Source organism: Paraburkholderia sp. RL17-347-BIC-D (assembly GCF_046027915.1).
GTDB lineage: Bacteria > Pseudomonadota > Gammaproteobacteria > Burkholderiales > Burkholderiaceae > Paraburkholderia.
The window spans coordinates 78,314-103,615 of the sequence record NZ_JARESS010000018.1 but is presented as its reverse complement, the minus strand read 5'-3'; the positions used below and the strand labels follow the sequence as shown (position 1 = coordinate 103,615).

The window sequence follows — 25,302 nt, the reverse complement described above, 5'->3', positions numbered from 1 at the left end:
GGTAGGCGGGCATGGCACGCAATCGAATCGAATCTGAAGAAAACGACCTGGTGGTCACGCAGTTTCGCGTCTTTCTCGACGAGCTCGCGAAAGCGCAGAAGCGCTTCTCGGAAGCGCCCGAGGCAGATGGGGAACTCGCCGCGCAAGGCATGAGCCGGCATTTGCTGAATCTGCTGGAAGTGCAGACCTTGCAGTCGCATCGCGACAGCACGCGCTTCGACATGGAGAATCTCGCGGACGCGCGTTACCTGAAAGCAGTGCTCGCCGATGAGATCCTGCTCAACACGCCGTGGACGGGTCGCGATCGGTGGACGGCCTATCTGCTCGAATCGACGCTGTTTCGCACCAACATGGCGGGGGACCTCGTGTTTCGCAAGATCGAGCAACTGCTGTCCGATCGCGAACCGTCGCGCCGCGATGTCGCGCGGATCTGCCTATTCGCGCTCGCCATGGGTTTTCAGGGCCGTTTTCGTGGCGCGGACGGCGCTGCGCGGTTGCGCAGCTACCGCGAAGAGTTGTACGAGTTCGTCTATCAACGGCGCGCCGATCTCGGCGGCCGCGACCGCGTGCTGGCGGACGCCGCCTACGGCAATACGATCTCGCACATCGCGCCGCGCAAGCTGCCGTCGGTGAGCCGCTGGACCGTGATCGGCCTGCTAGCGCTCGCCGCGCTGCTGGCGATTTCGGAGATGCTGTGGCTGTGGCAGTCGTGGCCGGTGCGCGCGGCGCTGCGCGGCGACGCGGTGACGGGAGTGAGTTCATGACGCGCGCGAATCGTTCGTTGTCGGCGGGAGTGTGCGCATGCTGACCAGCAATCTGTTTTTATTGTCGCTCGCGCTGTTGATCATCGTGGTGTGCACGGTGCTCGGCGTGGTGGTGTATTTCGCGTTGCATGGCGCGCAGGCCAAGCCGCAGGCAGAACGCAAGATCGTGCGTCTGCGGGCCGACTCGCTGCGCAACGCGTTTCGTCAGGCGGTCGAACTGGTCGAGGGCAACATCGCGTCGCGCGCCGAGCGCTACAACATTCCCTGGGTGCTGGTGCTCAACGAAGGCGAAGACCCACGGCCTTTGCCGATCGCGCAGTCGGGCGTGGCGAGCGTGCTGAGTGCCGAAGCCGCGAGTCCCGCGGCGACGCAAGGCATCTCGTGGCAGTTCTTCGATCGCGGCATTGTCGTCGACATCAAGGCGGCCTACCTTGGCTCGCCGGATGAAGAGGGCGACGAAAAGCCGTGGGACGAATTTCTCAGCCTGTGCCGCAACTACCGGCCGCAGCGGCCGTTCGATTCGGTTGTGATCACAGTGCCGGCCGCCATGCTGCTCGCCGACAATACCGACGCGCAGCTCGAACTCGTGCGCCACGCGAAGCTCGCGCATCGCCGGCTGTGGCTCGCGCAGAACCGCTTTGCGATGCGCTTCGCGGTGTATGTCGTCGTGACCGGCTGCGAAGCGCTCACCGGTTTCGCGAGTTTTGCCCGCGCATTGCCGGAGCCGTTGCGCGCCAGCATGCTCGGCTGGTCCTCGCCGTTCGATCTTTCGGTTACCTACCAGTCGGACTGGGTGGATACGGCGCTGGGCAATATCGAACGGGCAGTCTCCGACGCCAGTGCCGAACTGTTTACGCTCGACACCGGCGATCTCGACGCGCGTGAATGTCTGCTGCTGCCCGCACGCATCGACGCGATGCGCGCGCAATTGCAGCTCTATATCGACGAGTTGCTGCGCCCGAGCGCCTATCACGAGCCGTTCTTCTTCCGCGGCATTTATCTGACCGGCGACAGCAGCGAGCTTGCGCAGCGCAGCGTCGCCGCGCCGGCACTCGATTATCTGAACGGCGAACCGGACGCCTATGGGCGTGGCGCGGAACCCGCGCTCGTCGGATCGGACGCAACTGCCGACGGTGACAGCGGCACGGCGCTGGTGGTCGCTCGCGAGGCGTCTGCCGACGGCGGCACACAGGGCTACGACGCCGGCCGCAGCGTGAACGATCTGATGCTGCGCCCGGCCTTCCTGCGGGATCTATTCGACAAGAAGATTTTCCTCGAATACGGGCTGACGCGTCCTTCGCGCTCGCAGCATCTCACGCGCCCGGTGCTGCATCGCGCGTTGCGCTGGGGCGGCATCGTGCTGCTCGGCGGCTGGGGGCTCGGTCTGGTGGTCGCGACGGTTCAGCTCAGTCATCGCAATGTCGCGCTGGTCACGGCGCTCGGCGAATTGAGCAAGGATGGTCAGGAGCGCGCGGCGGCCGAGCAGGGCGGCGTGCAATTGCCGGCTGACTGGTATCGCCGCAAGGCGCTGGCGCTGATCGGTCTGAACGACCGGCTGCAAACCGGCACCGCGTGGACGGTGTTCATGCCCGGCTCGTGGAGCATCGTCGACGATCTGAACGAGCGCGTGCGCGAACGCTTCGAGCGTGAATTCGGCGGCATCGCGGTGACGGCGCTCGAGCGCGAAATACTCGCGCATGTCGGGCAGTTGACCGACGTCGCGCGCGATCCCGGCACGGGACAACTGATTGTCGGCGACGATTGCGCGGCCCCGCAGATGCTTGGCGCGGACACGCCGTTGGCGGCGAGCCTCGCGCCCGAAGACCAGCCGTCGATGCGGGCGCTGCAGCGCTATGTCGGCTCGGTAGATCAGCTCGATGCCGCGCTGCAGGCGATGGAGCGCTTGCAGCAGCCTTCGCCGGAGAACGCCGACGCATTGCGGCTCGCGGTGCGCTACGCGTTCGGCGCCGAACTGCAAGGCAACGTGGCGGCGAGCCTGCCGTATTTCTATCGCAACGCACGTCACGGCGGCGCGTATGCCACCGACGGCACCGGCGGCATCAGTCTGCCGACCGTGCAGCAAGCGTTGCGTTGTTCTTTCGATAAGGGCGCGCAACAGGTCGACGACGCGCTGTTCACGTCCAATCCGCTGCTGGCCGCCGAGCAATCGGTGAGTTCGCATCTGAACACGCTCTCCGTGGCGGACGCGGGCACGGCGGATTTTGCCAAGGTCACCGGCAATTACCGCGCGATCGCCGCGGGCATCGGTACGGAGCAGGATCTGCTCGCCACCGGCGAGGGTGCATGGATGCGCCAGACGCAGTTCGCGCCGGGCTCGGTCTACGACCGTACTTTTGCACGCGCGGCACAGAACCGTCTGCTCGGCCCGGACCTCGTCGGCCGTACGCGCGAACGCTCGGCCAGCGGGTTCCAGGCATTCCGAAGCCAGATGGTGTTGAGCTTCGGCGGCCCGGATAGCGGCATCGTGTGGGCCGATAAAGGCGCGCGCTACGAAGTCGCGCCCGAGCGTATCGCACTGCGCGACGGACTCGGCAAGCTGCTCAATCAGCCGTTCATGGTCGCGCCGCGTAACCTGAATCTACCGGAAGTGCCGGACGGTTCAATCGTCGTGTGGGATCGCGCGCAACTCGATCAGGCGTTGGCACTCGGCGACGTGCGCAAGCGTTTCCTCGCCGACGGTCTCGCGAGCTTGCCCGAAGCGGTGCAGCCGGCCGTCGAGCAGGCGCTCGACGCGCAGTTCGCGCGGCTGATCTCGGATCAGGTCGCCGCGGCGGCCGCGGTGGCGCCCGCGCAGGGCGAAGGCGACAGTGCCGCGTTCGAGGCCGCGCGCCTGCGGCTCGTCAAGATTCGCGCCGCGCTCGCCGACATGGGCGCCAGCACGCAACTCGACGAACTCGACACGCTCGTGTCGCGCGACGCGCTCGCGCATCTGCGGCTCGTCGACGATGCGTTGGCGCGCTCGGAACTGTATTCGACGCGGCCCGCGCCGCTCGCCGTGAGCGGTGCGCGCACGACGATGCTGGCGGCGTTCGGCATCAACGACGCGGGCTCGCTCGGCGCGTATCTCGATCAACAGGCGACGCGCGCCATTGCGCTCGGCCGTCAGGCCTCAGTGTATCTCGCGGCGCTCGGGCCGGGCGATACCGGCTCGCCGCTCGCGATGCGCTGGCAGGCGATCGTGCGCGACCTGGATCGTTATCAGTTGAAGAACCCGAATAGCAGCCTGTTCGCACTCGAGCAGTTCGTGCAGACAGTGGCGGCCGATCCGGGCGCGGGCGACTGTCTCGGGCGTTTCCCGGCACGGCCGTCCGGGCTCGCGTCCGGCGACTACTTCAGCACGCTGCATGCGCGTTTGTACGATGCGCTGCTCGCGCGCTGCGGTCAGGGCTATGTCGCGGACCTGAGTCAGCAATGGGCCGGCTTTGCCAGCGCGTTCAACCAGGGCGTGGGCGGACATGCGCCGTTTGGCGTGCCGACGCGCGGCACGACGGCTGACGTCGGCACCGCCGACTTCAACGAAGTGGGCCAGGCGCTGCGCCATTACGAGCGCGTCTCGCATGTGTTCCAGCAGGCGCGCAACGGCGCGGGCGAGCGGGTGATGGGCGGCAACACGCCAATCCGCCAGTTCGTCGACAACTTCGACCAGGTCGATGCCTTGCTCTCGCCGCTGTATCCGGCCACCGATGGTGCGCCGGCGGGACTGGACGTCAGTGTCGATTTTCGCGCCAACCGCAGCGGGGAAATCGCCGCGAATCAGGTGATCGACTGGACTTTGAAGGTGGGCGACCAGAGCGTTTCCCTGCATGACGCGCAGCATCCGCTGCATTGGGAATACGGCATGCCGGTCTCGCTCTCGCTGCGCTTCGCGAAGGATTCGCCGCTGCAGGCGGCTAGCGATCCGCAGCAGCGCGCGTATTCGACTGACGGCCGCACGCTGACCTGGCAGTTCAGCGATCCGTGGGCGCTGATGTCTTTCATCGCCCGGCAGCGGATGGCCGATGCGGGCGCGCGCGGCGGCAACACCTCGCAACTGCTGAAGTTCGAGTTTCCTCTCGGCGTGGTGAATGTCGCCGACGAAGCCCTGCTGCCGAAGCAGGCGCGCGGCCAGGTTTTCGTGCGGCTCGTGCTGAGCCCGACAGGTAAGAAAACCGCGCTGCCGTGGCCCGCCAGTTTTCCGACCCGTGCGCCTGAATGGACCTCGCTATGAACGCATCCCTTGTGTTGGAACGCGCGCCGGCCAGCGCCGGCTTCGACGCCTTGCTCGCGCCGCTCGACCATGGCGACGGCGTGGGCACTTCGCTGCGCAACGATCCCGTGTACCAGCAGATCCGCGACGCGCGGCGTCAGGACGATCCCACGCTGCCGATGCGCGAGTGGGAGCGTCCGCTAACCAAAGCCGACTGGAAAACCGTGGCGACGCTCACGAGCGATGCGCTGCGCACGCGTAGCAAGGACTTCCAGCTCGCGGCGTGGCTGTGCGAGGCGTGGACGCATCAACGCCGCATGGACGGTTTCGTGGACGGCATGCGGCTTATGCATGCGCTCGCCGGGCAGTTCTGGGAGCACGGCTATCCGCAACTCGAAGACGGCGATGCCGACGCGCGGGTTGCGCCGTTCGTGTGGATCAACCACACGCTCGCGCTGGTGTTGCGGCTGCAAATCCCGCTTCTGAGTCTGAGCATCGAGCCGTCGTCGATCAATCTGGACGACTGGTCGCGTATCACGGGACGTCCTTCGGAGCGCGACGAGGGTCTCACGCGCGAGTTCCTGGATGGCGAGGTCGATAAAGGCAGCAACCTCGCCGATCTGCTGCGGCTGGAGGAGTGCGTCGGCGCGGCGCTCGACATCACCGCGACGCTGGAGCGCGGCCTCGACGAGCGTCTGGGTCCCGACGCTCCGGGTTTTTCGCGTGTCATGGAGGCACTCATGGACTTACAACGGGCGGCGCGGTCGCTGCGAGGCGATCGTCAAACCGGGTCGGCTCATTTCGTCGACGCCGCGCAGGCGGGTGAAGATCAATCGGCTCAGAGCGCGTCCGGCTTCAGCGATACGCATGATGGCGATCTTCACACCTCGCACGCGTCCGGGGACGATGCCCGGCTCGCTTCGGCGGCGTCTGCCGTTGCGCACGGTCCGATCCGCGATCGCGTTCACGCCTACCGGCTGTTGCAGGACGTCGCGGACTATCTGTCCAGGCATGAGCCGCACAGTCCGACGCCTTATCTGCTGCGTCGCGCCGTGGCGTGGGGCGGCATGCCGTTGCCCGATCTGCTGCGCGAGGTCGTGCATCAGGAAGGCGATCTGAGCCGCTATCTCGCCATGCTTGGGTTGCCGTGACATTGGTCGGTTGAGCAAGGCGCGCCTTGTCGCGTGAATCCCGCCGGGCAGGTCGCCGGTTGCGGACGGGTTTTCATTCTTCTTCATTCAATACGCCGTTTATTCAGGAATTGTCATGCCTCACTCAACAGAAGTCGCCACGCGATCGGCGAGGATGATGATGCACGACGCCTTCGAATCTGTTTCCAAGGCGCATACGGGCCTCACCAAGCACTATCTGTCCAACCAGGCCAGAACGTTCGTCTCGACCTGGCAGACCGAAAGCCAGGTCAGCTTGGGTGTGGGCGTAGCCATCACGGTGGGCGTGGCGATTGCCGGCGTCGCGACCGGCGGCATTGCGATTCCGGTGTTGATCGGTATCGCGGCGGGCAGCTATGCAATCAAGAACGCCATCGAAAGTATCGGCGCGAATGAGCGACGCGTGAACCGCAATTGGCTGCAACGCTATCCGGCTGCAACGGCGGCCGCCGGCAAGGATCTCGGCGCGTTCCTGACGGTCGAGGCGAGCGACTCATTGCGCCGGGCGGTCGATCACTTCACCATGATGCGCACCATCGTGAAGGAAGTGGAGACGGCGGCGGTGCCCGAGTTCATCAGTTGCGAGGAAGCGATCAACTACGTCAAGGCGTTGTCGCGTTTCATTCACCACAGCGACAAGGTGCGCAACTACACGCTGCCCGTGCTCGACCTGCTGATTTTCTATCTCGGCGAATACAAGAAGTTGACCGAGCAATGGGGTACGGCCGAGGCGAAGATCAGCGCTGCATTGCAAACCTGGTTCGAAAAACATGGCGAGCATAGCTGCTGTCCGGGCGGTGGCCGTAACGACGTTTGCTACGCGCCGTTCAGCGGTTTGACGGTTAGACGCGGCGCGGCGGCGATGCCTGCCAAGCGGCATGCCGAGGCGAGTTCCACCATGCCGGCCGCATTCGCTGCTGTCGCGCCGGCGCCCGGCTCGCCGGGCGCGGTGCAGATCAGCACGCTGCTCGAGGGCATGATTGCGGCCCGCGATAAAATCGTCGCGGGCATGCATGCTTCCAGCGGCGCGACCTGGAACTACAGCGCGGAGCGGCCCGTCACGACCCGTGCGAGGTCCGGCGGTGTGTCGGTCGTCGACAACATGCATAGACGCCGTCTCGATGCGCTGCTCGATACCGTGTGGCGTCAGGTGGACCGCCCGGGTTATTTCTCACGCGCAACACGGCGGGCCGGGCATTGGTACACCCGCAATACAGGCAGCGAGAAAGCCGGTGCATTGCTGAGTGAAATGCTCTCGGTGGGCTCGATCTTCATGCCGTTCATCGGCGATGCGAGCGCGTTGACCAAGATCGGCGCGAGCGCCGTTTCCGGCAGCGTCTCCACGGCGGTGCTGGCGGGCGACAAGATCGGCCTCAATTTGCTGAAGGGCGCGGATGGCATTCCCATCCGTTCCAGTCTGCTGGATCACTCACTGGTGGACGCGCACGCCACGAACGAGATTCGGGAAGCGGGCGCCGGGATCGAAAAACTGTTGCCCAAGCTGATGCTGCACTTCAAAAAGGCGGCCGAAGCGCTCAAGGCGCTCGACGAGTCGCCGCAGGAAATCAAATCGTGCAACGACGCCATGGCGTTCACCACCAAGACCGCGGAAATCATCGCCCAGATGGAGAAGGTGAGCCGTTACGCCGGCCCCTGCGTCGGTATCGTCGATGTGCTGTGCAAGCAGTGCTACGACTGGAGCGAAAAAGAACACGACCTCTGGCAAAAGATGGAGCAGAGCGTGTCGGAATGGCTTCGCGAGGACGATGGTCATCAGAACTGCCGCCACGCGGGCACCAAATGCTACGGTGCGAAACATCATCGCGTCGGCACCAATATTTTCGGGCAGGGCGGCACGTGGACGCATCTCACGAATGACCCACATAACCCGCTGACCTGACCTGACCTGACCTGAGTTGAAGAGGACGGCGCCGATTCATGGCGCCGCCCGTCACGTGATTTCAACCTTGAGAGGAGAGGCTGAAACGGTGACGCAGAAACTCAAATTCAGCGCAGGCCAGGCGTTCAATTCGATCATCGCGAAGATTCAGGGCAGGCATGTCGTCCGTGAGCTGTCCGTGCGGCGGCGTTGGCTGTTGAAACTAGTCGGGGCGCCTGGATCCAAGCAAAAGTATATCGACCAGCCTCTTTGCACTTTGCTGCCAGTCCGGAGCCGACGCGACATTGGACACGCCGACGAGCGCGCGAAGCAGATCCAATGGCTCGAGATCAGGGCGGATATCCCCACTCGCGATAGCGCGCGTGACGAGCGACTGGATTGCGTCCTTGATCTGCGCGCCGGACGATTCGAATAGCTTCGTCGGCCCTCCGACGATCGAATTCAATGCTGGCGCGATGATCTTCTTCGTGGCGATGTAGTCGACGAAGAGCAACATCCAGGCTCGCAACGCATCGAGTGGGGGCAGTGAATCGGACAGTCTGCGCTCTTCTTCCGCGAGTTTCGCGACCTCGGCACGGTAGACACTCTCGAGCAGTGCCTCGCGCGTCGGAAAATGCCGGTAGAGCGTGCCTACGCCGACCCCCGCCTGACGGGCGACGTCCTCCATGCTGATTTCGCCTGCGGCGCGCGTGAACGCCGTTTTCGCTTCGTCAAGAATGCGCTCGCGATTGCGCAGCGCGTCGGCTCTAGGTTTTCGTTCTTTTGGCGTCGGATCGTTCATTTATACGTTGAAGGCTTGCAAACGGAGGGTGACTCCGTTTAGTATCGTAAAAACGGAGGCAAGCTCCGTTTTATCCCGGGCTGGGAATGACGTCAACCTTGATTGTGCTGGAGCGGCGGAAATGACTGAGAAATTTGGTGCGACCTCGACAACGGACGACGTGCTCGCGGGCGTCGATCTTCATGGCAAGCGAATTCTTGTGACGGGCGTGTCCGCGGGACTGGGCGTGGAGACTGCGCGGGCGCTCGCAGCACGCGGGGCCACCGTTATCGGCGCAGCCAGAGACCTGGAAAAGGCAAAGCAGGCGATTGCCGGCGCGCGGCGCGAGGCCGGTGCCGCAGGCGGCGACATCGAGTTGATTGCGCTCGATCTCGCGAGCCTCGAGAGTGTTCGGGCTTGCGCCGACAGGCTGCAAGAGGACGGCAAACCCATCGACGTCATCATCGCGAACGCGGGCGTGATGGCGACTCCCTTTGGCAAGACAACGGACGGATTCGAGACGCAGTTCGGCACGAATCATCTGGGGCATTTCGTGCTGGTGAACCGCCTGGCGTCGCTGATTCCGGCTGGCGGCCGGGTCGTAATGCTCGCGTCGTCAGGGCACCGTTTCGCGGATGTGGATCTCGACGACCCGAGCTTCGAGCGTACGCCTTACGATCCGTTCGTTGCATACGGGCGCGCCAAGACGGCGAATATCCTCTTTGCGGTGGCTTTCGATCAGCGACATCGGGCGCGTGGAGTGCGCGCAGCCGCGGTTCATCCGGGCGGGATTCACACGGAACTCGCCCGTCACATGGACGAAAGCCAGATGACGGCGCTGCTCGAAAGGATCAACACTCAACTTGCATCAGAAGGGAAAGGACCGTTTCAGTTCAAGACTGTTCCACAAGGGGCGGCGACTTCGGTCTGGGCCGCAGTGGCGGCGTCGGCCGAAGAGGTCGGAGGCAGGTACTGCGAGAACTGCCACGTGAGCGAAACCGTCGCCGACGATGTTGTCATCACGCCCGTCAGCGAAGGTGTTCGACGCTATGCGCTCGATGCCGCCAACGCTGACGCGCTTTGGCGCAAAAGCGAAGAGATGGTTGGTGAATCGTTTTGACATGGCGCGTCGAACGCCATTGCAACGGTTCTCCAACGCCACTAATTCACTTTCGTACACGCTGCACGACATAGTGTTGATGCTGGACCTGGAACTGGAGTAGCGGCCGCGCTTGCCCAGCGCGGCCGTGAGAGATAGTCAGTCGGTCACGGTGCCATCCGCAATGAAATCCTTCAGGTCCAGCCAACGCTTCTTCAAAGCATCCATTCAGACGCATTTTTCGAACGGGCACTCAGATGTTCTTCATGAAACTGAGCGCGTAGAAGGCCCAACTGTCGGCGTTGGTCAACGCATGCGCCTGGTTTGTCGCGGATAGACCGCGGCACTTGATCTTGCCGTAGACGTGGTCCTGGGTCTTCAGCACCTTATGCGTGAGTTCATGGTAGATGGTCTGCGCGGCCCCTTCGAGCGGATCCGGGTCGGCGAGGAACCACTTGCCCATGATGATGCGATAGCCACTCCCGGCATGATGGTTCCACACATAGCCATACACGCCGTCGCCTTTGAAGCCTTGCTCCATCTCGTCGAACGGATCGTTGCCGTTGACGATGTGGACGGTCACATCTTCGCGCAGCACGATCGTCACCGGGCTTGAGCTGAATGCATCCAGCATCTGCTGCAGGCCTTGCTTGACCGTGGCCACCGCCTGCGGGGTCGGTGCGCCGAACCAACGCTGGAAGCGCTGCTCTTCGGCGGCATTGCCGTCTACCGTCGCGATGGCAGCGACGGCCTTCTCCGCGCATTCGAAGGCATCGGCCCAACCTTGGCGCGCTTTGGGCAGTTGCGTGTCGTCGAACTCTTCCCAGATCACCGTGCCACGTCCGATATCCTTGATGCCGACCGGAATGTTCACCTTGATTTGCGGCCTGAGATTGCCCTCGCCAAGCAGCTTGGCGCCCTCCTTGATGTCGAGCAGCAGCGCGTTGGGCCGCAGCGGTGCGCCGCCGCGATGCGCGAATGGCATGTGCCGGTCGCGGAATTCGACGAGTTGGGCCAGCAGGTCGCTGACCGCCCCCTTTGCATTGCGTTCGCTGCCTTCTGCACTGGCCTTGGTTGCCGCCCACGCCTGATAGGCGACCACGATGGCGTCGAAATGGGGACGCGAGCCGCGATTCTTGTCATATTCCTTCAGGCAGGCATCGAGAAACTTGAGCGGCTTGCTTCTCGGTTTCAGTGCCAGGCTGGTGCGGCGCTTCCACTCGTCGTGCGACATGATAGCCATCAGCGAAACTCCTTTGTTTGGATTGGCTGGCTCGATGTGTCGGTATTGCTTGCCGGCGGGGGTAGGTCTCTTGTTACGAATTTCAGGCCGCTGTGTTTGTGTTCGAGGTTGTACCAACGCACGAATTGTGGCGTCCGAGTACGAGGTTCATCGACACCGCTGAACGGCCTTAGGTACGACACAGGACACAGAGTCGGGAGGTATCTCGGCATAGTCCGTTTTGACGCTGGTCACGCGCGCGCTGCCACTGGTGCGCAAGTATCTTTTTATACGTCTCGACTTCTAAAAGTCATGTAAAAAAACGGCCAGATTTAACGATCACTATCGTATCAGAGTTGCCCTCTGGCACCACGGATCTTTGCCAACGCATGTATGAATGCCGGACCACTATGCTGCGCGATCAAGCGCCTGTACGTGGAACAAATGTCGGAAATGGAAGATGATTAAACAAATGGATTTCCTCGATCCCGTCGATTTGCCAAATGGATAACTTTGACCTCAATCTTTTGCGCGTCTTTGATGCGTTACAGCGTCACGGACATCTTGGTAAGGCGGCCGTGGAACTGAATCTGAGTCAGCCCGCTGCATCCTACGCCTTAAAGCGTTTGCGTGAAGAACTTGGAGATGCGCTCTTCGTCAAAACCAGGTCCGGCATGCAACCGACGCCACGCGCGATGCAGCTAGCCCCCGTGGTTCAGTCGGTACTAGCCGATATTCGTGAACGAGTGTTGACGGCGCCGAATTTTGTGCCGGACAAAGCTCAGCGCACGTTCACTATCGCAATGTCAGATGTCGGTGAGATGGTCTCCTTGCCGAGATTGCTGCAGCGGGTTACAAGTCTCGCTCCCAGCGTCAATGTGAAGACAACGTCTTTGTCTCCCAGACAGCTATTGTCCGCACTTCAGCGAAGTGAGGTCGATCTCGCGATCGGTTATTTCCCTGATCTTGATGGTGTCGACGTTTTTCAGCAGCGCCTGGTTCGACATTCGTTCGTGTGCCTCGTGCGGCGGAATCATCCGGCCGTACAGGGCCGGCTGACAAAGAAGCTTTTTTGCGAACTGCCACATGCGGTGGTTGAGGCAGAGGGCCGTCGCCAGGAAATCGTTGAACAATTCCTGAAAGAGCACGGTATCCAGCGCAGAGAGGTCCTCCATACTCCGCATTTTTTAAGCATCCCGATGACCATTGCAATGACCGATCTGGTAGTCACGGTTTCCAGCGATGTGGGCGAGATATTTGCGCGCATCGCCGATCTCGCGATTTTGGAACCCCCATACCGGATGCCGCAGTTTGACGTCAAGCAACACTGGCACCGCTCGCAGCATGATGATCCCGGTAACCGCTGGCTGCGAGGCCTCGTCAGAGAACTGTTCACGCCGGTACCTGACTGATTGCCTCCGTGGCGCCCCGACTCGGGTTATCAGGCTTGTGGAAGAGTGTTATTTGTGAAATCGGATTGTCGAATGTCCGCCTTGGCGCGACACTCTCCTAACCCGCTCCTAGAGCAAGTCCACCCGGCGCAGAACCGGCTGCGGCTCGTGCATCGAGCGAGATGCGAAGGAGATGTTATGCCCACCAATTTGCTGACCAACAAGATGCCCGATGCCACGTCAAACCTTCGAGGTCTGAGTATCGGTTTCAGACTTCAAGATACACGAACGAGTTGACGGTTTTTATTCATTCGTCGCAGTAACTCCGTTCCAGAACGAATCGGTGCCCAACGTCACTAACGGTGATCCACCGCAGGATCGGGATTTAAAAGCACGCGCTAGCAGAAGTAAAAACGCTTCACGGATCTCTGCGCACACAAAATTGCACGGCCCGGAAAAGTCCGCGATCGTTTATCGCTGAGTTCGCAGTCTCGAAGGCAGTAGGCATGCTATGCATTTTGACGCCTCGCTCCGGGTAGTTGCAGACAGTTATTCCATCGATCTTCATCTCACTCCAACTTTCAGGAGACTTCACATGTCTGTTATCCGATTCGAACGCCAGGGGAATGTTGGACACATCGTTCTAGCCGATGCCCCATTAAACCTGATCAATAACCGGTTCTGTGAAGCACTTAAAAACGCCGTACACGAGGCGAGTAGCTCCGAGATTCGGGCTCTACTGGTACGCGCGGAAGGCGCGAATTTTAGTCATGGCGGAGACGTCCTTGATTTTATCGATAAGGACTTTAACGAATGGCGCACCTTCATCGCTGAGATGAACCAATCTTACCGCGCTATCGAGGCGCTGCAGATTCCAACCGTCGCAGCCGTTCGCGGTGCGTGCTTCGGTGGAGCGTTCGAGCTTGCGTTGGCCTGCGACTTCATCGTCGCTGCCGATAACGCGGTCTTTCACCACTTCGAAGCGTCGGTTGGTTCTGCGCCGGTGGCAGGCGGGGTTCAGCGCCTGGCAGAACGCGCCGGCCGTGCGATGGCCGCTCGCTACACGATGCTGAGCGAACCAATGACCGGCAAGACGGCCGGCGAACTTGGCGTAGCGGCTTTCGTTTATCCCGAGACGGACGTCGACACCACTGCAGCATTACTGGCGACCCGGCTGTCCAATGGGCCGACCCGTTCTTATGCGGCCATCCGTTCACTTCTGAAGGCATGGGCGGGGGGCGGCGTGCCCGCTGCCGACTCCGTTTTGCTGGACGTCACAATGGGGCTGCACGGTACGGAAGACGCACGTAAGGGTCGAACCGCACGCGTCGAAGCGATGAAGCGTGGGGTCGAGCCAGAGCCCGTTGTATTCACTGGACGATAGTTCTGCGGGTTCGCGGCCAAGGCACTAGCAGGAGGCTAACGAAGAATGCGCATCAGGACGACTGAAGCCGACTAACTCCAGTCCGCAAGAAAGCGCACTTTCGTAATTCTCGGTGAGACCGGTCATTCGCAACCACCGTTCACCACTTATGCCGTAGTCCGATCACCGCTGAGACTTGCGACTTGGTGGTGGAGGGGGAAAGCGAATAGATCTGCGCGTACTGCGCGTCACCCGCCGCTTTCTGATAGATGCCGACGAGAAAGAGATCGGTGCGCTTGCTGAGCAGGTAGTCCACACCGGTATTCACCTGATGCCATTTTGGACTGTTGTCCTGTGGGTGGTATTGCCCGGTGGTGAAGATATACGCGGCGCCAAGAATGAGCTGCGGCGTCACGTAGTCGGTCAGCGAAACCTCAAAATTCTGAAGTGTCAGGCGCGACGTGTCGAGGTAGTCGAATCGCGCGTTGGTATAAAGCAGCGACAGGTTTGCCGGTCCGAACGCGTAAGCGCCGCCCGCTCCAAACATCCTTTGCTTGCTGACGCCCGCGTTGGTCGCCGGATTCGTGATGAACGGTGACGTGAAGCCATAGTCGTTCACCACCGCGCCGTTCGTATTGTTGGCGTCGTTCGGCGTATTGACCTGAAGGAACGCCACACCGGCTGACAGCGGCCCGTTGCGATATTGCGCCGCGGCGCTATAGGCATTGTTGTCGGAGAAGCCGCCCGGCTTGTTCGAGAAGCCGTAGAGCCCTTCAAACTGAAGACCTCTGTAGTCGATGCTCTTGTACTGGACCGCGTTGTTGATCCGGAACGTGTCGAACACGTTATCACTGTCGCCAATGTGCGCACCATATGCCGCGAACTGACAGGCCGACGAGAAGACACACAGTGTGACGGCCTCGTCGTATTGACGTCCTAGCGTCACCGTCCCGAGGGTATCCGACGACAAACCGACAAAAGCCTGCCGGCCAAACTCGCGACCGCCTTGCGACAGTGCGCCAGTCGCCACACTATAGCCGCCTTCCAGCGTGAAGATGGCTTTCAAGCCCCCGCCCAGATCCTCTACACCCTTCATGCCCCAGCGAGGCGTCTGCATCGGCCCGCTAGCGAATTGCCACGTCGCGTGGCCTTGCTTGTCTGCCCCTTTCTGATTATTCGCGTAGACGATACCCGTCGAGATCAGGCCGTACAGGGTCACGCTGCTTTGGGCGGATGCCGTCTGACAGGACAGAGCCAGGGCGGCGAGAGCAAAGATGCGTCGATTCATGATTTCCTTTGAACGCTTGTTTTGGGAAAGTGAAAGCGAATGCTTGAAGCTGGCCTGAAGCCGTTTGTAATTAGGATCACGAAGCAAAGACAATGGGAAGCGAAGTATTTGTTCCACCGATGACGGTCTCAGCTTTCTCCGGTTAATTGGCAACTCAGCACCGCGTTCCCGCATCGAGATCGCCTGTCATTACAAATGCCTTTCGGCGCTCGTCAGGCGCTGATGCGAATTTGGTGCGATTGCTGGCGATTCTTGCGGAACAAAATTCGCGACAGCTAGCACTGAATTTGACTACCAGTGATCGAATTTTTAGCGCGTCGAGGCCGAACTGGTGCGCGAATCGCGCACACATTTGGGCGCTTTGTCAGAAAGCCTGCGCAGATAGCCGCTCTAATTTCGGCATCACTCAGCTTCAAAATTGATGCTTGCGGGGACACTTTTGGTTCTTAATAATCGATTTGACCGGCAGCACTCAGCGTTAGATGACCTGCCCCTTGTATCCAGGAAGGACCAACGGAGGAGATGATGTCAGTAATCGAAAATGCCGGACGTCGGCGTTTGCTGCGGATAACGCTTGCGGCGGGCGGCATGGCTGCAACGGGCGCACTGCTTTCGGTGCGTGCCTTTGCAGGCGACAGGACAACAGTCAACATGCAACTGGGCTGGATTCCGGGTGGCAACCAGGTCGGTGAGGTGACGGCAAAGCGGCTTGGATATTACGAGCAGGAAGGAATCGATTTCCGCATCCAGCCGGGTGGACCGAACATCGACGGCGTCGCGATTGTTGCCTCCGGCCGATCCGAGGCCGGCGAGATTTCCTCGAGTCCGTCGATCATGCTGGCCGTCTCAGAAGGCTTGCCGATCAAGTGCATCGCGGTCGGGTTGCAGCAACATCCTTACAGTTTCTTTTCGCTCAAGAAAAATCCCGTACGCACACCGCACGACATGATCGGCAAGCGTATCGGAATTCAGTCGACGGGCATGGTGCTGCTTAAGGCGCTGCTCGCGAAGAACAAAATTCCGGAAAGTCAGGTCAACATCGTGCCGATCGGTGCCGACATGATGCCGCTTCTCAGTGGGCAGGTCGACGCGGTAACCGGTTGGCAAACCAACACGACGGCGCTCAAGCCGCTCGGGGTAGATCGCGTCGACTTGCGCCTGTGGGACACCGGCGTGCGCCTCTACGCGCTGCCGTACTACGCGAACACCGCGACGCTCAAGGACCATCCCGACACCGTCGCGCGGTTTCTGCGCGCAACCGCGCGTGGCTGGGTATACGCGAACGCGCATCGCGACCAGGCCGTCGATCTGCTCATCAAGGAATATCCGAACCTGAACCGCGCCGACGAGCGTGTCGCGATCGATTCGCTGATGGGCTACGCGTTCGATCAAACCACGCAGACGCAGGGCTGGGGCACGATGGACGCGAAGGTCTGGGAAGAGCAGATCACGATGTACGGTCGACTGGGCCAGTTCCGCGGAAGTCAGCCAAAAGTCGATGACGTGATGACGATGGACGTTCTCAACGCTACCCGTTCCTCTCGCCTCAAGGTGTAATCCATGCATGCTGCCACTATCAATCCGCCGCGCGCGGAAGGGGTCGGTTCGTCCGTCGCCGCGCTGCAAGACACCCCGCTGTCTATTAGCTGCCGCAATATCAACGTGCGTTTCTTCACCGACCGGCGCAGTGTCACCGCGATCGAGGGCTTGAGCCTCGATGTCGCGGCCGGTGAATTCCTCACGCTCCTCGGTCCATCGGGCTGTGGGAAGTCGACGTTCCTGCGAGTCGTCGCGGACCTCATCAAGCCGAGCCGCGGCGAGATCAGCGTGCTCGGCGCGGCGCCCCGAATTGCGCGTGAGCATCGGGACATCGGCTTTGTGTTTCAGGACGCGGCCCTGCTGCCGTGGCGCACGGCTATCCAGAACGTGCAGTTGCCGCTCGAAGTCGCGGGCGGCAAGGCCCGCGCGGGCCGGGCGACACCGCGTGAACTGCTCGAACTGGTCGGCCTCAAGGGTCGCGAGGACGCTTACCCGCACGAGATGTCAGGCGGAATGCGCCAGCGTGTGGCGATTGCGCGTGCCCTCGTCAGCGACCCAAAAGTCCTGCTGATGGACGAGCCGTTCGGCGCGCTAGATGAAATCACGCGTGACCGTCTGAACGAAGAATTGCGTCGCGTCTGGAAAGAGATGGGCCTCACGACGCTCTTCGTTACCCACAGCATCTATGAGGCGGCGTTTCTCGGCCAGCGAGTGCTGATGCTGGCCGCCAATCCCGGGCGTGTGAAGGAGATCGTCCCGGTCGGGCTGCCAGAAGATCGAACGCTCGATATCCGCGAGACCCGCGAATTCGTCGAACTCGCTGCCTATCTGCGACGCGTACTGGAGACCTGCTAATGACCACGTCCGAAATGCAATTGAATCTGTCGTCGCAAGCGGCGGATCCTGAAGCGCAGGCCTGGCTTGCGCGTCGCCGTCAACGCCTGTGGCGGGCGCGCCTCCTGCCGGTACTCGGCGTCGCGGGCTTGCTATTCGCGTGGTGGGCGGTCGTGGCGGGCTTTCATGTGAAGCCGTTTATCGCGCCGTCGCCGTTCCTGGTTCTGGAGACGCTATTCAGCAAGAGCGATGTGCTGCTGCAGAACCTGGTGCCGACGGCGATCGAGGCAGTGGGAGGTTTCCTGCTCGGCAACCTGGCGGCGATCCTGATCGCCACCGTCTTCGTGCATAACAAGACGCTGCAGGACATCTTCTATCCCGTCGCCGTGATGATCAACTCGATTCCGGTGGTCGCGAAGGCGCCGATCCTCGTTCTCATCATGGGTAACGGTCTTGAGCCGAAGATCACGATCGCGGCGATCGTCTGTTTTTTTCCGACGCTCATGAACATGGTCCGCGGACTGCAGGCGGTGAACCCGCAGGCGATGGAACTGATGCAGATTCTCTCGGCAAGCAAGCGCGAAATTTTCTTCAAGCTGCGCCTCTACGCTTCGCTGCCGTATCTGTTCTCCGCATTGCGCATTGCCGCGTCGATGTCGGTGATTGGCGCGGTGGTCGGCGAATGGATCGGCGCCACGCAAGGTATCGGCGCAATGATCATTCAGGCGACCTACAGCTTCGATTCGGCCTTGCTGTATACGGCGATCATCATGAGCGCCGTGCTGTCCGGCCTGTTTTTTCTGGTGATCGCGATTGTCGAACGCCTGGTGGTCAGATGGCAACCCGAAAGCACGCATTGAACCGAACACGAAACACCCGAATTCTCAGAGGCGAAAAATGAACATGATCAGCGATTGGATTCAGGAAAGCGCGCGCGATGTGCGCGTGGCGGCCAAGGCAAACGTCGTGGTGGTGGGCGGCGGCCCCGCGGGCCTGTCGGCAGCGATCGGGGCGGCGCGCAACGGTGCCGAGGTGATTCTGCTGGAGCGTTACAACCACCTGGGCGGCCTTGCATCCGGCGGCATGGTGCTGGTACTCGACGACATGTGGGACAACCACCTGCAGGAAATTTCGGTGCGTGGCGTCTGCATGACCTTCATCGAAAGAATGGCGGCGCGCAAGCTGGCGATGTTCCCGCGCTCGGACGAATGGGGCGAGGATCCGGCTGCGTATCGCAAGTGGGGGCGCTGGGGAACCTTCGACTTTCACAGCCAGAAGACACCTCACCCGGTATGTTTCGCCGCGGCGTTCGATCCGGATGCGATGAAGCGCGTCGCGCTGGAGATGGTGGAATCGCTCGGTATCAAGTTGCGTCTGCATTCATGGTTCTCGCGCACGCTGGTCGAGGACGGTCAGGTGAAGGGCGTGATCTGCGAGACAAAGAGCGGCCGTGAAGCGATCCTCGCCGACGTGGTGATCGATGCGACGGGAGACCTGGATGTCGCGGCGTCGGCGGGTGTGCCGCATGTTGGCGGCACCTATATCACAACGACCGTATTTCGACTCGGCGGCGTCGATACGGAGGCGGCCGAGCGTTTCGAAGCCGAAGAGCCTGAGGCGTTTGCGGCGCTGGATCGCCAGATCAAGCGCATTCTGGGTGGTTCGTGGGGCTACTGGTGGTTGAAGACACCGCTGCCCGGCGTGGTCTGGTGCAACTGCCCGCATATGGCGGGTCTCGATGGCCTCAAGCCTGAGGACTTGACACGCGCGGAAGTGCAGGGCCGCCAGCACATTCACGCGGTGGTCGATTTCGTGCGCGGCAAGCTCCCTGGTTTTGAGCAGTGTTACGTGATCGATGTCGCGCCGCAAACGGGCGTGCGCCAGACGCGCCTGCTCGAAGGCGAGTACGTGATGACGAAGGATGACCTCGCGCAGCGTACCCGCTTCGACGACAGCATCGCGCGTGGCCGTGACTACTACATGCCGTATCGCGTGCTCCTGCCGAAGCAGATCGACAACCTGCTGGTCGCCGGCCGGCACTATTCGGCGACCTCGCAGGCGCAGAAGATGTCGCGTGAAATCCCGCCTTGCATGGCGATGGGCGAAGCCGCTGGTGTGGCTGCCGCACTCGCGCTCGATGCGGGGGTGCGGGTGCGCGACGTCGATGTGCACGCGCTGCAGAAAACCTTGCGTGCGCAAGGCGCGGACCCGGGCGACCAGACCGGCCGTAATGCCGACGTGCCGCCGCTTGCCGTGCACATCAATAAGCGGGAGGCCGCATGAGCGTCGCAGACAACATTGCCAAGACACCTGACCTGCCGCTTGCCGGCGTGCGTGTCGTCGATCTCACACAGGTCATGATGGGCCCGGTCTGCACGCAGATGCTCGCCGATTACGGCGCCGACGTGATCAAGGTCGAGAGAAAAGGCGCGGGCGATTTGAGCCGCTCGACGTTCGAGCCGGTAGCCGGCGCGGACAATCCGATCTTCTGCAGTCTGAATCGCAACAAGCGCAGCGTGGCGCTCGACCTGCGCGACGCGCAGCAACTGGCCGATTTGAAGGCACTGATCGCGGACGCGGATGTGGTCGTCAGCAATTTCCGCGCGGGCGTGATGGACCGTATGGGTGTCGGCTACGAAGACTGCCGCCGGTTGAACCCGAGGATCATCTACGCGGTGGGCACGGGCTTCGGCGAAACCGGAGCCTATGCGCACAAGGGTGGCCAGGACGTACTTGCCCAGGCGATGAGCGGTGTGATGGCGCGCCGCGCCGATGAGTCGCTGCCGATTTCCGTGTACCCGACAGCGCTCGCCGACTATTCGGCGGGCATGCACATGGTGCAGGGCATCCTGCTCGCGCTCCTGCATCGTGAGCGCACGGGGGAAGGGCAAAAGGTCAACGTGTCGCTGTACAACTCGATGCTCGCGATGCAGATGCAGGAAGCCGCCATGATCATGATGGCCGACTCGGAAGTGAACTGGGCCGCCATGCCGCTTTCGGGTGTCTTCGATACCCAGGACGGTGCGCTGGTACTCGTTGGTGCGTTCAAGCCGAATCCGCTGCGCGACATCTGCGCCGCACTGCAGATCGAAGACCTGTCGCTCGACGCGCGCTTCTGCAATCTCAACCAGCAGTTCGTTCACAAGACCGAATTGCAGCGGATCTTCCGCGAGCGCTTTGCGAGCAACACGCGCGACTTCTGGCTCGCCCGGCTCGAAGAGCAGGACCTGTTGTGTGCGCCGGTGCGTGATCTGCGTGAAGCGCTGGTCGATCCTCAGACGCTGCATAACCAGCTGATTCTGGAAGGCGAGGGCGAAGGCCAGCCGGTGCGCTTCATCGGCAGCCCGATCGAGCTTTCGCGCGCGCCGGTTGCCCTGCGGCGCGGGCCGCCGCGCCTCGGCCAGCATACCGAAGAGGTCCTGCAACAATTACGCGGCAAGGTCGCCACGGAGGCTGTATGAGCGTACGTCTTGTCATCGACCGGCACGTTGCCACGGTGACGCTGGCGCGGCCGGAAGCGCTCAACGCCGTGGACCTTGCCACTGAAGCAGAACTGCAACGCGTGTGGACCGAGCTCGAGCATAACCGCGACGTGCGGGTCGTGGTCCTAACCGGCGAGGGCGAGCGCGCGTTCTGCGTCGGCGCGGACCTGAAGAACCCGTCGGTGAGCGGTGTTGAATATTGGGCGGCGCCGCGCCCGGGCGGCTTCGGCGGCATTGCGCTGCGCGAGACGCTGAACGTGCCGGTGATTGCGCGGGTCAACGGTTATGCTTTGGGCGGTGGCTTCGAAATGGTGCTGGGGTGCGATCTGGTGGTCGCCTGTGACGAGGCGAGCTTCGGGCTGCCCGAGGCGCTCGTCGGGCGCATGCCGCTCGACGGCGGCATGACCCTGCTGCAACGCCAGATTCCGTACCGCCAGGCAATGGCGATGCTGATGACCGGTCGCCGGATTTCGGCACGCGAGGGGCTCGACATGGGCCTCGTCAATGAAGTCGTGCCGCGTGCCGAACTGGATGCCGCCGTCGAGCGCTGGGTTCAGGCGCTGCTCGCGTGCGCTCCGCTGTCGCTGCAGGCGATCAAGCAGGTGGTCAAGCGCACGGCCACACTCTCGCCGGCGGACGCTCAGGCGTTGCGACTGCCCGCCCTGGTGGCCGCACTTCAATCCGAAGACGCGAACGAAGGCGTGCGCGCGTTCCAGGAGAAGCGCAAACCGGTTTGGAGCGCACGCTGATGGCCTATGTCATCACTTCGCCCTGCATCGACGTCAAAGACGGTGCGTGTGTGCAATGTTGTCCGGTTGACTGTATCTACGAGGGCGGGCGCACGCTCTACATCCACCCTGAGGAATGCATCAACTGCGGGGTGTGTGTCTCAGTGTGTCCGACCGAGGCGATCTTTCACGATGAAGAACTCCCGCAATCGGAGGCCATGTTCGCCGCTGTGAACCGGGATTTCTTCGGGCCGGACGCCAGTGCGCTCGGTTCCCCGGGTGGCGCGTGCGACGTAGGCAAGGTAGCCTGCGATCATCCCGTGGTCGCGGCATGGACGGTGCGGCCGATGAACTGAGAAAACACGATGCATGCGAATGTCCTGAAATATTTTGTCGAAGTGGCTCGGTGCAGTTCGATCCGCAAGGCCGCGCAGAATCTCTATGTCGCGTCGAGCGCGGTCAACCGGCAGATCCTGAAGCTCGAAGCCGAGATGGGGACCGAACTGTTCGACCGGCTGCCGAACGGTATCCGGTTGAACGCGGCCGGCGAGCGCATGCTGCAACACATTCGCGCGACGCTGAACGACTTCCATTTGATGCGCAGCGAACTTGACGACCTGAAAGGCGAGCGCAAGGGGCACGTGTCAGTGGTGGCAATGGATTCGCTTTTCGTCGACTTTCTACCGGCGACCGTCGAGGAGTTTTCGGACGCCTATCCGGCTGTGACTTATTCGATCGCCGCCGTGCCGCCCCATGACGTACCGACGCGGCTGGTCAGTGGCGAATATGACGTCGGCATTTCGTATATCACGAAGCTGCCCGCCGGGCTCGATGTCGTGACCGAAGTATCGTTGCCGCCGGGCGTGGTCATGGCATCGTCGCATCCGCTAGCGAAGACGGAGCGCATCAGCTTCGACGAATGCCGCAATCATGCGTTTCTGCGGCTCGAAGGACGATCGCCGATCCAGGGCGTCGTCACCACCGACTTTCCCGAGTACTGGGAGTCGCTACAGCCGAGCGTCACGTGTAACTCGACGACGCTGCTCAAGCGGCTCATTGCGTCCGGTCGAGGTATTTCGTTTTTCTCCAAGCTGGCTTTTCTCGACGAACTGGCGCGCGGTGACGTGGTATGGAGACCGCTCGACGACGTGAACGTCAACGCGCTCACCGTCGGCGTCATCACACCGAACCAGCGCGCGCTGCCTCACGTAACGTTGGAGTTCGTTGAACGTATCGTGCGACGCCTGAAGCACGTCGACTTGTCGCTGCGCGACGCCTGATCTCCGCGTTGTCGCTGATCGCGCTTTGCCGTGGGCAGGGCGACGCCGCGTTCGGTAGTGATCGCGCGCCTTCGCGTGCATGTAATTAGTCATCTTAAGTGACGGGCTGCATTTTGGCCCTTCATTCACGACCGCCCGCCATCATCCTGATAGCGGTAGATGGTCCCCCAACTATCAGGAACACAACATGGTCACATCAGGCTATACGGATACCCGACTTCTGATCAACGGCGAGTGGTGCGACGCCGCCAGCGGCAAGACTCTCGACGTCATCAACCCTGCCACCGGCAAGGCCATCGGCACAGTGGCGCACGCCGGCATCGCCGATCTGGACCGGGCACTGGCCGCCGCGCAGCGCGGCTTCGAAGCCTGGCGCAAAGTGCCGGCCAACGAGCGTGCCACCACCATGCGCAAGGCCGCCGCGCTGGTGCGCGAGCGCGCCTCGGACATCGGCCGCCTGATGACGCTGGAACAGGGCAAGCCGTTTGCCGAAGCACGCGTCGAAGTGCTGGCGGCGGCGGACATCATCGAATGGTTCGCCGACGAAGGCCGCCGTGTCTATGGCCGGATCGTGCCGTCGCGCAACCTCGCGGCGCAGCAACTGGTGCTCAAGGAACCGATCGGCCCGGTGGCCGCCTTCACGCCGTGGAACTTCCCGGTCAACCAGGTGGTGCGCAAGCTGAGCGCCGCGCTCGCGTGCGGCTGCTCGTTCCTCGTCAAGGCGCCGGAAGAAACGCCGGCATCGCCGGCCGCGCTGCTGCAGGCTTTCGTCGAAGCCGGCGTGCCGGCGGGCACGGTCGGCCTCGTGTTCGGCGACCCGGCTGAGATTTCGAGCTACCTGATTCCGCATCCGGTGATCCGCAAGGTCACGTTCACCGGCTCGACGCCGGTCGGCAAGCAACTGGCGGCACTGGCCGGCGCGCACATGAAGCGCGCGACGATGGAACTGGGCGGTCATGCGCCGGTCATCGTGGCCGAAGACGCCGACGTGGCGCTCGCCGTGAAAGCCGCGGGCGGCGCGAAGTTCCGCAATGCCGGTCAGGTCTGCATCTCGCCGACGCGCTTTCTCGTGCACAACAGCATCCGCGAAGAATTTGCCGCGGCGCTGGTCAAGCACGCTGAAGGCCTCAAGCTCGGCGACGGCCTCGCCGAAGGCACCACGCTCGGCCCGCTCGCCAACGCACGCCGTCTCACGGCGATGAGCAAGGTGCTCGACGACGCGCGCAAGACCGGCGCCAAGGTCGAAACCGGCGGCGAGCGCGTGGGCTCGGAAGGCAACTTCTTTGCGCCGACCGTGCTGACCAACGTGTCGCTCGAATCGGACGTGTTCAACAACGAGCCGTTCGGCCCGATCGCCGCGATTCGCGGCTTCGACAAGCTCGAGGAAGCGATCGCCGAAGCCAACCGTCTGCCGTATGGTCTGGCGGGTTATGCGTTCACGAAGTCGTTCACCAACGTGCATCTGCTGTCGCAGCAGCTGGAAGTCGGCATGCTGTGGATCAACCAGCCGGCCACGCCGTCGCCGGAAATGCCGTTCGGCGGCGTGAAGGATTCGGGCTACGGTTCGGAAGGTGGCCCGGAAGCCATGGACGCTTATCTGGTGACCAAGGCCGTGTCGACCACTGCTGCATAGCGCTGACCGGTCGGCACCCGCTTTGAAACGAGGCGCGTCGAGGAAGGGCTAGTTGTCGATAGCCCTGACGGCAGCCATAAGATAATGCCCTTGCCGCTATCGGCCTTAATGACGCGCCCCATGATCACAACGCTCGGAAGCTTATCGGCCAGACTCGCTTGATGCAGGCTTGAAATGTCCGGCGATGCCATTTTGCCCACCCGAACTGCGCAGAACCTCCAGCGCACTTCGCTCTACCCAGTTATGCCGCAGCAGCCCGTCCTCGCCGACGTGCAGGACAGCAGTTCCCGTCATATCGATCGGTAAGCCCGATGGTTCCGAACCCATAAAGCCGTTGTTCTTTCCCGTAACCCGCCATCGACTGACGACCCGGTCGCCTATTTCGTTCTGAAACGTCTCGATCACATCGAACTCGAACTCATCGATGCTGGCGAGAAATGCAGCGACCCACTTCTTGAACGCTTCGCGCGATTTGATCTCCACTCCGCCCGAGGTTACCGTGAAATCGTCAGAGACCAGATGGTCCGCTGCGTGTGGATTGCGTAATTGCCAAACCTCACGCCAAAACGTCTCGACGATCTGGATTGAATTCTGCCGTGCCATTTCAAATCTCCTGTTCATTGACAACAAAAAAATCGCTTCT

At 62.0% G+C, this 25,302-nt stretch carries 20 protein-coding genes; 16 read left to right on the top strand and 4 right to left on the bottom strand.

Translation table 11 applies throughout. From position 1 onward, the window contains the following. Nucleotides 1-11: 11 nt before the first annotated feature. From P0D96_RS23910 to P0D96_RS23895, 4 genes are all read left to right on the top strand, one after another. Entirely contained in the window at nt 12-764 is a 753-nt protein-coding gene (locus tag P0D96_RS23910; RefSeq protein WP_408315591.1) for a DotU family type IV/VI secretion system protein, read from the top strand. Nucleotides 765-801: 37 nt separating this feature from the next. Continuing rightward, nucleotides 802-4,992 carry a type VI secretion protein IcmF/TssM N-terminal domain-containing protein gene (locus tag P0D96_RS23905; protein ID WP_408315590.1) on the top strand — a complete coding sequence of 1,397 codons (4,191 nt, stop codon included), beginning with the start codon at nt 802-804 and terminating at the stop codon, nt 4,990-4,992. Next, nucleotides 4,989-6,122, top strand: coding sequence for a type VI secretion system protein TssA (tssA, locus tag P0D96_RS23900; protein ID WP_408315588.1), 1,134 nt, complete (start codon nt 4,989-4,991; stop codon nt 6,120-6,122). Before P0D96_RS23905 ends, tssA begins: the two co-directional genes overlap by 4 nt. 115 nt (nt 6,123-6,237) lie before the next feature. Next, entirely contained in the window at nt 6,238-8,040 is a 1,803-nt protein-coding gene (locus P0D96_RS23895; protein WP_408178236.1) for a hypothetical protein, read from the top strand. Between the two features lie 202 nt (nt 8,041-8,242). Here P0D96_RS23895 and P0D96_RS23890 read toward each other — a convergent pair whose 3' ends face one another. Continuing rightward, nucleotides 8,243-8,821: a TetR/AcrR family transcriptional regulator gene (locus tag P0D96_RS23890; protein ID WP_408293504.1), complete on the bottom strand. Its 579-nt coding sequence runs from the start codon at nt 8,819-8,821 to the stop codon at nt 8,243-8,245. A 121-nt stretch (nt 8,822-8,942) separates the two neighbouring features. Here P0D96_RS23890 and P0D96_RS23885 point away from each other — a divergent pair, with 121 nt between their 5' ends. After that, nucleotides 8,943-9,920 (top strand): SDR family NAD(P)-dependent oxidoreductase, encoded by a 978-nt coding sequence (locus P0D96_RS23885; RefSeq protein ID WP_408315586.1) that lies wholly within the window; start codon nt 8,943-8,945, stop codon nt 9,918-9,920. 232 nt (nt 9,921-10,152) lie between these two features. Here the strand turns inward: P0D96_RS23885 and P0D96_RS23880 are convergent, their stop codons facing one another. Beyond that, a complete protein-coding gene (locus tag P0D96_RS23880) occupies nt 10,153-11,142 on the bottom strand; it encodes a M35 family metallo-endopeptidase (RefSeq protein WP_408315584.1) in 990 nt (329 codons plus the stop codon). A 482-nt stretch (nt 11,143-11,624) separates the two neighbouring features. Between P0D96_RS23880 and P0D96_RS23875 the strand changes: the two genes are divergently transcribed. Further along, nucleotides 11,625-12,533 (top strand): LysR family transcriptional regulator, encoded by a 909-nt coding sequence (locus P0D96_RS23875; protein ID WP_408178233.1) that lies wholly within the window; start codon nt 11,625-11,627, stop codon nt 12,531-12,533. 574 nt (nt 12,534-13,107) lie between these two features. Then, on the top strand, nt 13,108-13,896 hold the full coding sequence (locus P0D96_RS23870) for an enoyl-CoA hydratase/isomerase family protein (RefSeq protein WP_408315582.1): 789 nt from the start codon (nt 13,108-13,110) through the stop codon (nt 13,894-13,896). Between the two features lie 139 nt (nt 13,897-14,035). Here the strand turns inward: P0D96_RS23870 and P0D96_RS23865 are convergent, their stop codons facing one another. Beyond that, on the bottom strand, nt 14,036-15,163 hold the full coding sequence (locus tag P0D96_RS23865; RefSeq protein ID WP_408293535.1) for a porin: 1,128 nt from the start codon (nt 15,161-15,163) through the stop codon (nt 14,036-14,038). Nucleotides 15,164-15,688: 525 nt separating this feature from the next. Between P0D96_RS23865 and P0D96_RS23860 the strand changes: the two genes are divergently transcribed. The 9 genes from P0D96_RS23860 to P0D96_RS23820 all read left to right on the top strand — a co-directional run bounded on the left by P0D96_RS23860 (nt 15,689) and on the right by P0D96_RS23820 (nt 24,659). Beyond that, nucleotides 15,689-16,720: an ABC transporter substrate-binding protein gene (locus tag P0D96_RS23860; RefSeq protein WP_408315679.1), complete on the top strand. Its 1,032-nt coding sequence runs from the start codon at nt 15,689-15,691 to the stop codon at nt 16,718-16,720. A gap of 3 nt (nt 16,721-16,723) precedes the next feature. Beyond that, the gene (locus P0D96_RS23855) at nt 16,724-17,557 is read left to right on the top strand and encodes an ABC transporter ATP-binding protein (protein ID WP_132381093.1); all 834 of its coding nucleotides are present in this window, start codon (nt 16,724-16,726) and stop codon (nt 17,555-17,557) included. Next, entirely contained in the window at nt 17,557-18,396 is an 840-nt protein-coding gene (locus P0D96_RS23850) for an ABC transporter permease (protein WP_408315580.1), read from the top strand. Before P0D96_RS23855 ends, P0D96_RS23850 begins: the two co-directional genes overlap by 1 nt. Before the next feature lie 37 nt (nt 18,397-18,433). After that, complete coding sequence (locus tag P0D96_RS23845; protein ID WP_408293525.1) at nt 18,434-19,819, top strand: FAD-dependent oxidoreductase; 1,386 nt, start codon at nt 18,434-18,436, stop codon at nt 19,817-19,819. Then, a complete protein-coding gene (locus P0D96_RS23840; RefSeq protein ID WP_408315578.1) occupies nt 19,816-20,997 on the top strand; it encodes a CaiB/BaiF CoA transferase family protein in 1,182 nt (393 codons plus the stop codon). The genes P0D96_RS23845 and P0D96_RS23840 overlap by 4 nt, the downstream gene beginning before the upstream one ends. Next, nucleotides 20,994-21,767 (top strand): enoyl-CoA hydratase-related protein, encoded by a 774-nt coding sequence (locus P0D96_RS23835; protein ID WP_408315576.1) that lies wholly within the window; start codon nt 20,994-20,996, stop codon nt 21,765-21,767. Before P0D96_RS23840 ends, P0D96_RS23835 begins: the two co-directional genes overlap by 4 nt. Beyond that, nucleotides 21,767-22,102 (top strand): ferredoxin, encoded by a 336-nt coding sequence (fdxA, locus tag P0D96_RS23830; protein WP_132381083.1) that lies wholly within the window; start codon nt 21,767-21,769, stop codon nt 22,100-22,102. The genes P0D96_RS23835 and fdxA overlap by 1 nt, the downstream gene beginning before the upstream one ends. Before the next feature lie 9 nt (nt 22,103-22,111). Beyond that, the gene (locus tag P0D96_RS23825) at nt 22,112-23,026 is read left to right on the top strand and encodes a LysR family transcriptional regulator (RefSeq protein WP_408178227.1); all 915 of its coding nucleotides are present in this window, start codon (nt 22,112-22,114) and stop codon (nt 23,024-23,026) included. Nucleotides 23,027-23,213: 187 nt separating this feature from the next. Continuing rightward, complete coding sequence (locus P0D96_RS23820; protein WP_408315574.1) at nt 23,214-24,659, top strand: NAD-dependent succinate-semialdehyde dehydrogenase; 1,446 nt, start codon at nt 23,214-23,216, stop codon at nt 24,657-24,659. A 141-nt stretch (nt 24,660-24,800) separates the two neighbouring features. Here the strand turns inward: P0D96_RS23820 and P0D96_RS23815 are convergent, their stop codons facing one another. Continuing rightward, the gene (locus tag P0D96_RS23815) at nt 24,801-25,262 is read right to left on the bottom strand and encodes an ester cyclase (protein ID WP_408294438.1); all 462 of its coding nucleotides are present in this window, start codon (nt 25,260-25,262) and stop codon (nt 24,801-24,803) included. Between the last annotated feature and the right edge of the window lie 40 nt (nt 25,263-25,302).